Source organism: Nitrosomonas sp. Is24, from assembly GCF_033063335.1.
In the GTDB taxonomy this organism is placed as follows: domain Bacteria; phylum Pseudomonadota; class Gammaproteobacteria; order Burkholderiales; family Nitrosomonadaceae; genus Nitrosomonas.
The window spans coordinates 2489285-2502248 of record NZ_JAWJZG010000001.1; the positions used below are offsets into that span (position 1 = coordinate 2489285).

Annotated in this window: 8 protein-coding genes; 6 read left to right on the top strand and 2 right to left on the bottom strand. The window is 54.5% G+C overall.

Features of this window, described 5'->3' with window-relative positions:
• Positions 1 to 4 precede the first annotated feature (4 nt).
• On the bottom strand, positions 5 to 2182 hold the full coding sequence (glgB, locus tag R2103_RS11465) for a 1,4-alpha-glucan branching protein GlgB (RefSeq protein WP_317532089.1): 2178 nt from the start codon (positions 2180 to 2182) through the stop codon (positions 5 to 7).
• Positions 2183 to 2348: 166 nt separating this feature from the next.
• Between glgB and glgC the strand changes: the two genes are divergently transcribed.
• The 5 genes from glgC (at position 2349) to glgA (ending at position 10721) form a co-directional block, all read left to right on the top strand.
• Positions 2349 to 3674, top strand: a complete 1326-nt coding sequence (gene glgC, locus R2103_RS11470; protein ID WP_317531530.1) for a glucose-1-phosphate adenylyltransferase — start codon at positions 2349 to 2351, stop codon at positions 3672 to 3674.
• Between the two features lie 73 nt (positions 3675 to 3747).
• A complete protein-coding gene (locus tag R2103_RS11475) occupies positions 3748 to 5451 on the top strand; it encodes a glycoside hydrolase family 57 protein (protein WP_317531531.1) in 1704 nt (567 codons plus the stop codon).
• 86 nt (positions 5452 to 5537) lie between these two features.
• Complete coding sequence (locus tag R2103_RS11480; RefSeq protein ID WP_317531532.1) at positions 5538 to 7550, top strand: alpha-amylase/4-alpha-glucanotransferase domain-containing protein; 2013 nt, start codon at positions 5538 to 5540, stop codon at positions 7548 to 7550.
• 51 nt (positions 7551 to 7601) lie between these two features.
• Positions 7602 to 9236 carry a glucose-6-phosphate isomerase gene (gene pgi, locus R2103_RS11485; protein ID WP_317531533.1) on the top strand — a complete coding sequence of 545 codons (1635 nt, stop codon included), beginning with the start codon at positions 7602 to 7604 and terminating at the stop codon, positions 9234 to 9236.
• Between the two features lie 9 nt (positions 9237 to 9245).
• Positions 9246 to 10721 (top strand): glycogen synthase GlgA, encoded by a 1476-nt coding sequence (gene glgA / locus R2103_RS11490; protein ID WP_317531534.1) that lies wholly within the window; start codon positions 9246 to 9248, stop codon positions 10719 to 10721.
• Between the two features lie 57 nt (positions 10722 to 10778).
• On the opposite strand, the gene R2103_RS11495 is transcribed toward glgA, so the two are convergent.
• Positions 10779 to 12191, bottom strand: a complete 1413-nt coding sequence (locus tag R2103_RS11495; protein ID WP_317531535.1) for a dihydrolipoyl dehydrogenase — start codon at positions 12189 to 12191, stop codon at positions 10779 to 10781.
• A 471-nt stretch (positions 12192 to 12662) separates the two neighbouring features.
• On the opposite strand from R2103_RS11495, the gene R2103_RS11500 reads away from it, so the two are divergent.
• Positions 12663 to 12947 carry a hypothetical protein gene (locus tag R2103_RS11500; protein ID WP_317531536.1) on the top strand — a complete coding sequence of 95 codons (285 nt, stop codon included), beginning with the start codon at positions 12663 to 12665 and terminating at the stop codon, positions 12945 to 12947.
• Positions 12948 to 12964 lie beyond the last annotated feature (17 nt).

Here is a 12964-nt window from a genome sequence, read left to right on the forward strand (position 1 = left end):
ATGGCTAGCCTGCGTGGCCGGAATCAGCCAACGCAAACACCACCCCCGCCAGCGGCGGCAACGTAATCGCGATCGAATCGGCGAATCCCATCCAGGGCATTTGCACGCTGGCGATGCTGCCTAAATTGCCGGCGTTGCTGCCGCCGTAATAGGCGGAGTCGCTGTTGAAAATTTCCCGGTACGTGCCGCTGGCGGGGACGCCGATGCGGTAGCCGTTGCGCGGAACCGGGGTGAAGTTGAGGATGACCAGCACGAATGTGCCGTCCTTGCCGCGCCGCAGGTAGCTGATGGTGGATTGATCGGCGTCCTGGCAATCGATCCATTGAAAGCCTTCGGCGGCGAAGTCGAGTTGATGCAGGGCCGGGGTGTTTTGATAGCAGCGATTCAAATCGCGCAGCGCGGCTTGCACACCGGCATGCAAGGGGTATTGCAGCAATCCCCAGTCCAGCTCCGCGCTTACACGCCATTCCTGCTGCTGCGCGAATTCGTTGCCCATGAAATTGAGTTTCTTGCCCGGACAAGTCATTTGGTAGGTCAGTAACAAGCGCACATTGGCAAATTTCTGCCAATCGTCGCCGGGCATTTTGTTGAGCAGCGAGCCTTTGCCGTGCACGACTTCATCGTGTGAAAACGGCAGGACAAAGTTTTCGCTGTACGCATAGAGCTGGCTGAACGTAAGTTGATCCTGGTGATAGCGCCGGTAAATGGGATCTTGGCGCATATACGATAAGGTATCGTGCATCCAGCCCATGTTCCATTTCATCGAAAACCCCAGGCCGCCGACGTAGGTCGGGCGCGACACCGCGGGCCAGGCGGTGGATTCTTCCGCCAGTGTCAGTGCGCCGGGAAATTCGCCGTGCACCATGACGTTCAGATCGCGCAGGAAATCGATCGCTTCCAGGTTTTCCCGGCCGCCGTATTTGTTCGGCAGCCATTCGCCTTCCTTGCGCGAGTAATCGAGGTACAACATCGAAGCGACCGCATCGACGCGCAATCCGTCCAGATGAAACTCAGACAACCAATAATGCGCGCTGGAGAGCAGAAACGATTTCACTTCGTTGCGCCCGTAATTGAAAATGTACGTACCCCAATCCTGGTGAAATCCCAAGCGCGGGTCTTCATGCTCGTACAACGCCGTGCCGTCGAAACGCGCCAACGCGAACGCATCCTGCGGGAAATGCGCGGGCACCCAATCCAGAATTACACCGATGCCCGCTTGATGGCAGGCATCGACAAAGAAGCGGAAATCATCGGGTGAACCATAGCGGCTAGTGACGGCAAAATAGCCGGTGGTCTGGTAACCCCACGATTCGTCCAGCGGATGTTCCGAAACCGGCATCAGTTCGATATGCGTGTAGCCCATGTCCACCACATAGGGCAGCAGATGCTGCGCCAGCTCGCGGTAGTTATAAAAACGCCCATCGGGATGACGCTTCCACGAACCGGCGTGCATTTCAAAGATGTTTAGCGGCGCGTGCAGCCAGTCCCAGTTCTCGCGATGGGTCATCCATGCCGTATCTTGCCAGTCAAAACCGCTATCTGCGGGCGCCAATGCCGCCGTCTGAGGGCGCAGTTCAAAGCGCTGGGCATACGGGTCTGTTTTGATCAGAATCTCACCGCTGGCGCGGTTGCGAATCTCGAATTTGTACAGCGAACCGGGCGGCAATTCCGGAATGAACAATTCCCAGACACCGCTGGCGTGATGCACGCGCATGGGATGCATACGGCCGTCCCAACGGTTGAAATCGCCGACCACACTGACGCGCTCCGCATTCGGCGCCCACACCGCGAAACGCATGCCGGTCACCCCGGCATTGCTGACAGAATGTGCGCCGAGGGTACGGTACGTCTGCCATAACTTGCCTTCGTTGAACAAGTACAAATCGTGATCGGAAATTTGCGGCGCAAAAGCATACGGATCGAATAGCTCATAAACGATATGCCGCTCCCCTTTTTTCTCGATGCGCAAACGGTAAGGCATAGCAGGCGCTGTGTCTCCGCGCCATTCGAAAATTCCATCCGGATGGATGCGTTGCATCGGTTCAAAACCGGTTGCCGTTCTGATCCACACCTGTACGTCGTAGGGACGGAATACCCGTACCAGCGTTTGACCCTGCTCACGGTGCAGTCCGAGGTAGGCATAAGGATCGTGCAGGCGCGCATCGAGCAGCGCATTTTGCATGGCGTTGGTTTTTCTGACTGTAATCACATTATTTGACCGGTTGGCTGATATCTCGTGAATTATAACGTGTCTGCTCTTTGACTTAAGACAATTGAACTGAGAGCTTAATGTGAGAAAGTGCCATAATACGATACTATATCGACATGCATTAAAAAGGGACATCGCGATGGACAATCATAATGAACCGCACTATGCCGGTGAATCCCAGGCGCAAAACAAAACCGGCAGTCACTTCCACAGCAACATTTCGCACGACACACTGGCACTGATTCTGGCCGGAGGACGCGGCAGCCGCTTGCATCAACTGACCGATTGGCGCGCCAAACCGGCGGTTCCCTTTGGCGGCAAATTCCGCATCATCGACTTCCCGCTTTCCAACTGCGTCAATTCGGGTTTCCGGCGCATCGGCGTGGTCACGCAATACAAGGCCCAAAGCCTGATCCGCCATATCCAGCATGGCTGGAGTTTTCTCGATGGGCGTTTCAAGGAATTTATCGAACTGCTGCCCGCGCAGCAGCGCACAGCCGATGAAACCTGGTATCAAGGCACGGCCGACGCGATTTTTCAGAATATCGACATTATGCAGCGCCACGCAGCCAAATACGTGATGATTCTGGGCGGCGATCACATTTACAAAATGGATTACAGCAAACTGCTGGCCGAGCATATCCAAAAAGGCGCGGATATGACGGTGGCTTGCCTCGAAGTTCCATTGGAAGAAGCCACTGCTTTCGGGGTGATGGGCGTCAATGAAGCCTGGCAGGTCACCAGCTTTACCGAAAAACCGGCACATCCTGCGCCGATACCGGGTCAACCGGAAAAAGCGCTGGCGAGCATGGGAATCTATGTGTTCAACGCCGCATTTCTTTACCAGCAATTAATCCGCGACCATCAAACCCAGGATTCATCGCACGATTTCGGCAAAGACCTGATTCCTTACCTGGTGCCGCGCTACCGCGTCTTCGCGCACCGTTTCCAGAACAGTTGCGTCAACATGGCATCGGATACAGTACCGTACTGGCGCGATGTGGGAACGATCGATGCGTATTGGGAAGCCAACGTCGATCTCGTCAGCGTCACCCCGCAGCTCAATTTGTACGATGCCGACTGGCCGATCTGGACGCATCAGGAACAATTGCCCCCCGCCAAGTTCGTTTTCGACGACGACGACCGCCGCGGCCAGGCTTTGGATTCTTCGGTATCGGGCGGTTGCATTATCAGTGGCGCGACGGTGCGCCGTTCCTTGCTGTTTTCCAATGTGAAAGTGAATAGTTTCAGCAGCGTGGAAGACTCGGTCATACTGCCCGATGTGGTGGTCGGCCGACATGCGCGTCTGCGCCGTGTGGTGGTGGAAAAAAAATGCATCATTCCCGAAGGATTGGTGGTGGGCTATGATCCCGATGAAGATCGCAAGCGGTTCTATGTAACAGATAGAGGTATTACCTTGATCACACCCGAAATGCTGGGACATGAAATCCACAAGGCCTGCTGACCCGGTCATGGCGAACGTAACCTATGAAAAGCCTCTCTAATAACAATAATTCAGCGGGTATCACCATTTTTAAATGAAGCAATTAAATCTAGTTTTACTGTGGCACATGCACCAGCCGGACTACCGGGATTATGTCACCAACGAATTTGTGTTGCCGTGGGTATATCTTCACGCCATCAAGGACTATACCGACATGGCGTATCATCTGGAAATGCACCCGCGCACCAAAGCGGTCATTAATTTTGTGCCGGTGCTGCTGGATCAGCTGGAAGATTTCTCCATGCAATTTTCCACCGGGCAAATCCGCAGCCCCTTGCTGCGTCTGTTAGCAACACCCGACCTGGAACACATCTCCATCCAGGATCGCTTATACGTGTTCGACAGTTGCTTTCTCAGCAATCACACCACCATGCTACAGCCGTATCCGGCCTATAAGCGCTTGCACGAGCTGTACCAGATGTTCAACAAACGCAGCGAAAGCGAGCTGACTTATTTCTCCGGGCAGTATTTAGCCGATTTGCTGGTGTGGTATCACTTGGCGTGGATGGGCGAAAGCGTGCGCCGCAATAACGAGTTTGTGATGAAATTGATGGCGCAAAGCCAGGAATTCAGCTACGAAAACCGCTTGCAATTGTTCAACCTGATCGGTGAATTGATCCGGGAACTGATCCCGCGTTACCGCAAACTCGCCGAATCCGGCCAGATTGAATTATCTACGACGCCGCACTATCATCCGCTCGCACCGCTGCTGATCGATTTCACTTCCGCCCGCGACAGTCAACCCGGCGTGACATTACCGGAGCATCAGCTGTATCCGGGCGGCCGCAGCCGCGTCGCGTTTCATCTTTCTTCGGCCATCTCCAGCCACACCCAGCGTTTTAATGAGCAACCCACCGGGATATGGCCAGCCGAAGGCGCTTTGTCGTCGGCATTACTGAAAATCTTTGCCGAGCAAAATTGCCAATGGAGCGCCAGCGGCGAAGGCGTACTGGCCAATAGTCTGCGCGCCTCTTATCCAGATGCGCCGTTACCGGACCGCAACGAGTATCTATACCGCCCCTACCAAATCGATGGAGAATCCGGTCACGTCACCTGCTTTTTCCGCGATGACCAGTTATCCGACTTGATCGGCTTTGAATACGCCAAATGGTTTGGCCGCGATGCGGCAGAAAATTTTATCCAATCGCTGGAGCGGATCTACCATGGTACCCCCGCTGGCGAGAATCCGGTGGTCAGCGTGATTCTGGATGGAGAAAATGCCTGGGAGTCATACCCCTATAATGGCTTTTATTTTCTCGACGATCTCTACGGTTTGCTCGAGAACCATCCGTTTATCCGCACCACGACGTACCGGAACTATATCGCCGGCACGGAGAAGACTAATATTACTAGAACATTGCCAACACTGGCGGCCGGTAGCTGGGTGTATGGCACCTTCTCAACCTGGATCGGCGACAAGGAAAAGAATCATGCCTGGGATATGCTCTGCGCCGCAAAACAGAGTTTTGACCTGGTCATGCAAAGCGATCGCTTGAGCGACGAAAGAAAGGTTGAAGCCAGCCGTCAATTGGCCTCCTGCGAAAGCTCCGACTGGTTCTGGTGGTTTGGTGATTACAACCCGGCGCATTCGGTCGCCAGTTTCGATCATCTATTCCGGTTAAACCTGATGAATCTGTATCGCTTACTTAAACTGCCGGTACCACCGGCATTACAGGAATCGATTAGCAAAGGCAATGAGCAAAACGAAGCAAGCAGTGCCATGCGGCGGTCTTCATAGCATCTGATCAGCTCCAACTGCTTCGCGCAGTTGTAATCGGGTGTGCGGTCGCGCTGGTTTTTAAAAACGACTACCAGGATCATTGAATGTCACAACGTGTATCGCTACTTTTCGGTGTGCATGCGCACCAGCCCGTCGGTAATTTTCCCGAAGTGCTCGAAGACGCGCATCTGCGCTGTTACAAACCGTTTCTGCAGGTGCTGTACCGCTATCCGGATTTCCGCTTTTCCGTGCATTTCTCCGGCTGGCTGCTCGATTACCTGTTGCAGCGTTTTCCCGATGATATGGCATTACTGCACGAAATGGTCGCACGGCGGCAAGTGGAGTTATTCGGCGCTGGCGATACCGAACCGGTGCTGGCAGTCATTCCCAACCGCGACCGCACCGGGCAGATTGACGCCTTCTCCAATAAATTAGCGGCAAAATTCGGTCAACGCCCGCAAGGCGCATGGCTCACCGAACGCGTGTGGGAATCCACAGTCGTTCCGTCGCTGGCAGATTGCGGTATCCGCTATGTCACCGTGGACGACTACCATTTTCTCTGCGCGGGCAAAACACCGGAGGAATTAAACGGTTACTTCACCACCGAGGAAGATTCCCATAAGCTCGACTTATTCCCGATTTCCGAATCGCTGCGCTACAAAATTCCTTTTTCTCCCGTCGAGGAAACCATCGCCTATCTGGAATCACTCGCCGGTCAACATGCGCAAAATACCCGCGCGGCGGCGATTTACTTTGATGACATCGAGAAATTCGGCATCTGGCCGGAAACTTACCAGTGGGTATACGAAAAAGGCTGGCTCGAACGTTTTATTCAAGGCGTACTCGCTTCGAACAAAATCAGCACGCAGCACTACAGCGAATATCACGCCAGCGAAAAAACCCGTGGCATCGTCTACCTGCCCACGGTATCGTACATTGAGATGAACGAATGGACCTTGCCCGCGCAATCCGCCAATACCTACGCGGACTTGGTGCAGCAAGCCAAAACTAGCGGCTGGTACGAACACAAAAAATCGTTTTTACGCGGTGGTATCTGGAAAAATTTTTTCTCGCGCTACCCGGAATCCAACTGGATGCATAAGCGCATGCTGAGTCTATCCGCACGGTTGAACGCGCTGCCGGAAAAACACCGCAGCGCGCTGATGCAGCAAAAGCTTTACGAATCGCAAGCCAACGATGCCTACTGGCACGGCTTGTTCGGCGGGCTGTACCTGCCTCATCTGCGCCGCGCCGTGTACAACGCGCTGATTGAACTGGAAGCGTTGCTCGACGCGCGCGCGCCACGCGCGGCGTATTTCACCGAAGACACCGATCTGGATGGCGTGGAAGAAACTTACTTGCACAATGGCGTTCTGCAAGCCGTGCTGAAACTAGATCAGTTTGCCAGCATTTGCGAGCTGGATGCCTATCCGCTCCGGCATAACTTTGGCGATACCCTGCGCTGCCAGGTCGAACATTATTATCAGAAAATTCAACCGGGTGCAGGCGCGCCATCCAGCCACACAGCCAGCGGCATCGCCTCCGCGCATGACCGAATCAGCTACAAGCATGAAATCAGCGCCGAAGACATTGTGCCGGACGATCATCCGCGTAATCTGTTCGTCGACCGCCTGGACGGCATGTTCATCACCTACCGGTCTCTGGCTTCAGCGCTTGAAAACAACCATTTCCAGTCGGAAAACACGGCGTATCCGGTGCATAAACTGATTATGCTGGACGGCAACCGGCTGCAAGTCACTTATCATTTCACCGCCAAACTGGCGCACAGCTTCAGCACCGAAATCAACTTGGCGATGCCGAGCTGCGACGGTGTCGGCGGACGCTATATTTATCAAGGTAAAATTCCCGGCGGCTTCGGCCAGTGGCTCGAATTAACCGGTCTATCCGAACTCACCCTGGACGATGACACCTTGGGCGGCAGTGTCACACTGACGACATCTCATCCGGTTACATTACGTGCACACCCGCATTTCTCGGTATCGCAATCCGAAAGCGGGTTTGAAAAAATTATGCAGGCAACGACGCTTATCCTGGAATGGCCGGTCACAGCACCGGAATTAATCGTCACGTTGCAAATCAATACACGCAAACCGTAATCAATGAACCGGCAATCTGCAAAATCCATCATTCTTAGCAACTAAAACATCATGCTATCCCTTACGCAATCACCGGCCTGGCTTGCGCTGCAAGCCCATCAATCCGCCATGGCGCAACAGCATTTGCGCAGCTTGTTCCAGCAAGATCCGCAGCGTTTTGAAAAATTCTCGCTGTTGTTCAATGATATTTTGCTCGATTATTCCAAGCAACCGGTCAATCAGGAAACGGTCGATCTGCTGCTGGCGCTGGCGCAGCAGCAAAAACTGAAGGATTGGATCGGTCGCATGTTTGCCGGGGAAAAAATCAACTCAACCGAACAGCGCTCCGCATTGCATATCGCGTTGCGCAGCGAGCAGCCGGTCCATGTGGATGGCATCGACGTGCTGCCCGAAGTCAAACGCGTGTTGAAACAAATGGAGCGTTTCACCATCGCGGTGCACAGCGGCGCGCGTAGAGGCTATACCGGCAAAATGTTCACCGATATCGTCAACATTGGCATCGGCGGCTCGGATCTCGGCCCGGTGATGGTGACCGAAGCGCTCAAGCCTTACCAGCTCAGCAGCATCACACCGCACTTCATTTCCAACATCGACGGCGCGCAATTATCCACCACGTTGTGTAATCTCAATCCTGAGACAACCTTGTTCATCATTGCTTCGAAAACCTTTACCACGCAGGAAACGCTGACCAACGCGCACGCCGCGCGCACCTGGTTTCTGGCGCATGGCGGCGGCGAGCAGGACATCGCACAGCACTTTGTCGCGGTATCGACCAATCGCACCGCCGTGGAAAAATTCGGCATCGATCCTGACAACATGTTTGAATTCTGGGATTGGGTCGGCGGGCGTTATTCGTTATGGTCGGCAATCGGCTTGCCGATCGCGCTCGCCGCCGGCATGGACAACTTTTATGCCTTGCTCGCCGGTGCGCGCGGCATGGACCGGCACTTCGCCACCGCGCCGCTGGAAAAAAACCTGCCGGTGATGCTGGGCTTGATCGGTATCTGGCAAATCAATTTTTTCGATACATCATCGCATGCCGTATTGCCGTACGATCAATCGCTGCATCGCTTTCCCGCTTATTTGCAGCAACTGGAAATGGAAAGCAACGGCAAGCGCATCACCCGTAACGGCGAGGCGGTCGATTACGCCACCGGCGCGATCGTTTGGGGCGAACCCGGCACCAATGGGCAACATGCGTTCTATCAATTATTGCATCAGGGCACGCAAACCGTTTCCGCCGATTTTCTGGCGCCTTGCCAGAGTCATTATCCGGTCGGCGATCACCATCGCATGTTGTTGGCGAATTTCTTCGCCCAGACGGAGGCATTGATGACCGGCAAGAATGAACAGGAAGTCCGCGCCGAGCTAACTGCACAGGGCATGAGCGCGAATGCCGTGGAACAATTGCTGCCGCACAAAATTTTTCCCGGTAACCGTCCGACCACGTCGATTCTATTCAAAAAACTCGATCCCGAAACACTGGGGGCGTTGATTGCCCTGTACGAACATAAAGTGTTCGTGCAAAGCGTGATCTGGAATATCAATCCGTTCGACCAATGGGGCGTGGAGCTGGGCAAGCAGCTGGCGGGAAAAATCCTGACCGAACTGGAACACACAGGTACCGTCACTTCTCACGACGCATCCACCAACGGCTTGATCGGTTACTTCAAGGCCAACCAGTAGACAATCCTCATGCCGTCACCGCAAGAACTGCGTGTTCTATTCATCACGCCGGAAGTTTTTCCACTCTGTAAAACCGGCGGTTTGGGCGATGTCAGCGCGGCATTGCCCGCCGCATTACGCGCATTGCATACCGATGTGCGGCTGCTGCTGCCGGGTTACCCGCAAGTGCTGGCCGGGGTTAAATACAAATCCAAAGTGGCCGAGTTCACCGCGCTGCCGCAATTCCCCCCCGCCACCTTGCTGTCGGCACGGCTTTCGCTGAGCAAAACCGAACACATTCCGGTCTTTGTCATCGACTGTCCGGGGTTGTACCGCCGCGATGGCGGGCCTTACATGGATGAATTCGGGCGCGACTGGCCGGACAATGCGCTGCGTTTCGGTTTGCTGTCGAGAATCGGCGCAATTCTGGCCAGCGACGACAGTCCGATCGCTTGGCGTCCGCACATTGCGCACTGTAATGACTGGCAAAGCGGTCTCACGCCCGCTTACCTGCATTTTCACCCCGGTAAAAAAGCCGCCACGTTGATGACGATCCACAACCTCGCATTCCAGGGTGTTTTCCCGCCCGGCAGCGTGGTGCAACTGGGATTGCCGCCGCACAGTTTCGCTATCAACGGCGTGGAATATTACGGCAATCTGTCGTTCCTCAAAGCGGGACTCTATTACGCGAACCATATCACCACGGTCAGCCCCAACTACGCGGAAGAAATTCAAGCGCAACCGTTGGGATTCGGCTTGCAAGGACTACTGGCGACGCGCCGCAGCCACTTGTCCGGGATCGTCAACGGCATTGATGTTCACGAATGGGATCCCGCGGCCGACCGGCATCTGGTCAAAAACTACAGCAGCAAAAAACTCGCCGATAAAGCGCTCAACAAGAGCGCATTGCAACAGCAAATGGAACTGACGGTAAACGCCGAGATCCCGCTATTCGGTGTAATCAGCCGCTTAAGCCACCAAAAAGGAATCGATGTGCTGATCCAAATCGCACCGCAACTGGTCAAGATTCCCGCGCAACTGATCGTGCTCGGCAGCGACCAGGCGCAATTGGAACACCAGCTGTCGATGCTGGCCCAGGCTCATCCCGGCGCTATCGCCGTGCGCATCGGCTTCAACGAAGCGTTATCGCATCTGATCGAAGCCGGGGCGGATTGCTTCCTGATGCCGTCGCGTTTTGAACCGTGCGGCCTGAATCAAATGTACAGCCAGCGCTACGGCACTCCGCCGGTAGTACATGCAACCGGCGGCCTGCTCGACACCGTGGTTGATTGCACACCGCAAACCCTGGCCAATGGCAGCGCCAGCGGGTTTGTATTCGACACGATGAGCGCGGATCACTTGCTCGCCACGATCAAACGCGCGGCAGCGGCTTATCACGACAAAAAAATCTGGCATCGCTTGCAGAAAAACGGTATGGCGAAGGATTTCAGCTGGCATGCCAGCGCGGCGGCTTACCGGGAAATCTATTTGTCGTTGTTATCCTGATCCCGCATTCTGGCTGCTCGTCATAGCGCCATTAGCGCATGCAGCGCAAGACAGCTATCAATCAAGCGCTTCCGTATTATAAGCGCCGCACATGGACAAATCGGATTCGTTGACGGACGGCAGCTGCACCGCCAGCGCGCGCAGTGCCGTGCGCAGACCCTCCTCCAGAACCGGATGGTAAAACGGCAGACGCAGCAATTGCTGCACTGTAAGCGAGCGATCGATAGCCAGTGCCAGCAGATGTGCCATATGTTCGCCAGCAGGCGCGCACATTTCCGCACCCAATAACTTGCCGCTTACTGCGTCGGCATAAAGACGCTGAATACCCTTGTTGCGCTGACCGGCGCGCGCCCGTCCCTGACGGTCAAAATGTACTTCTCCTACCACAATCTTTGCCGGATCCAATGCCTCAAAGCGGCAACCTACGACCGCGATGTCCGGGTCAGTAAAAACGATGGCCAAGGGTGTCCGGCGTGTAAAGCAAATTGGATGAGAACGCATGGCATTCAGCCCGGCAATGTATCCTTCATCGGCCGCTTCATGCAGCAGCGGCGCTTGATCATTCGCGTCACCCGCCATGAATACGGGCAGATCAGCCACTTGCATGGTACCTGGATTTACAGGCGGCATGCCGTGTTCATCCAGCGAGACGCCCAATGTCTCGAGACCCAGATTGTCGATATTCGGACGTCGCCCCAACGCCGCAAGCACACAATCGACTACCACTTCTATACTCCCGGCACGTACCTGCACGCCATCTTTCACAAGGCTCAATTCGGCTTTCTCGCCCATATGCAGAGGAAATTCTTTCTTAAACAGATCAGCCGCCACTGCAATCACCTGCGGGTCTGTTAATCCGGCAATCGCTTTACCGCCAAATGCCGCCACTTGAATACCCAGCCGAGAAAGCGCCTGCGCCATCTCAGCGCCAATGGGCCCCATGCCCACAACAGCCATGCGTGCGGGCAGCGTTTCCTGTTCAAATAAGGTATCTGTCGTGAGCAACCGGTTTCCCAATGCATTCCAGGGCGCAGGTACAACCGGACGCGATCCGGTCGCAATAATAATTTTATGCGCACGCAATTCCGTACCATTGACTTCCAATCTATCCGGCGCAAGCAGATGCACACGCCCGGAAATGGCACGTTCGCCCAGTTCTTCCGTCGTTTTTACCGTGCTGGCAACAAAATCATCGCGTAACCGCCGCACACGCCGCAGCACCGCCGGTATATCCAGCGTAAGCTGATCCCCGCCGCGGATACCGAATTCTTCAAAGGTGCCGCGCCGCTGAAAGGCATTGGCCGCTTCGATCAGCGTCTTGGATGGCATACAACCCACCCGCGCGCAGACAGTCCCCCAGGGTCCGTCATTGATAATCACAAAGTGTTGCGTATATTTTCTCACTTCCCGCAGCGCGGACAAGCCTGCGCTACCCGCTCCGACGATTATCACATCCAGTATTTCATTCACAGCCATTTCCTCCGATGAAGGCGGCAATTCAGTACCGCGCCCGTTTTCAGTTCAGGTTCCCGGTGTCCCCGTATCTTGATTTCCCAGATTTAACTCAGAGCGCACCCTGAGTTGCACGGATCAACGCATCCGGTTTTACTTGGATCATTGCAGCTCATTGGAGTTGATGCGGGTAATCCATCGCTTTAACTGGTTACAGTATCAAAACTGGAGAAACTGAGGATTACCGCCGGATTTCACCACTATTCAGTCTGGTAAGACGCTGGTGGCGGCCATTTTACGGCAGCTCTCCGCGCAGTCGCGGCAGGCCTTGACACAATCCTCCATGCCGCCGATCTGTTCGCAACTCTTGGCGCAAGCCTCGCAGATTTCTGCACAGGTAGCACAAACCCTGTGATGAAAGATCGAACCGCTTAACATTAAGTCGGCTGAAAACTGACAGATTTCGACGCAATCGATCATGAGGCGGAAATGACTGGCTTCGACATGTTTGCCACCCACCACAAGACAATGATTCATCGCGGTATGCAAACAGGTTGCGTGGCAGCGGCTACACGCATCTATGCACGCCTGCATGTTGATATCGTTCATATCATATTCTCCAGCAAGGTAAAAGGCGCTAAGCGATTGGCACTCATTGCAGTTCGTCTAAAAGAAAAAGCGGCAGATATGAATTGCAATTACGCAAAAGATACGAGGCGCGAAAAGAAGCGTCTGTACGGTATCACACAGAGCGATCACTCAAAATTATGCTAATATTCGGACTGCAAAAC

Bases quoted from the DNA above. Each gene is read 5' to 3' on its own strand.
- glgB (WP_317532089.1), bottom strand. From the start codon at position 2,182: ATGCAAAATGCGCTGCTCGATGCGCGCCTGCACGATCCTTATGCCTAC.
- glgC (WP_317531530.1), top strand. From the start codon at position 2,349: ATGGACAATCATAATGAACCGCACTATGCCGGTGAATCCCAGGCGCAA.
- R2103_RS11475 (WP_317531531.1), top strand. From the start codon at position 3,748: ATGAAGCAATTAAATCTAGTTTTACTGTGGCACATGCACCAGCCGGAC.
- R2103_RS11480 (WP_317531532.1), top strand. From the start codon at position 5,538: ATGTCACAACGTGTATCGCTACTTTTCGGTGTGCATGCGCACCAGCCC.
- pgi (WP_317531533.1), top strand. From the start codon at position 7,602: ATGCTATCCCTTACGCAATCACCGGCCTGGCTTGCGCTGCAAGCCCAT.
- glgA (WP_317531534.1), top strand. From the start codon at position 9,246: ATGCCGTCACCGCAAGAACTGCGTGTTCTATTCATCACGCCGGAAGTT.
- R2103_RS11500 (WP_317531536.1), top strand. From the start codon at position 12,663: ATGACTGGCTTCGACATGTTTGCCACCCACCACAAGACAATGATTCAT.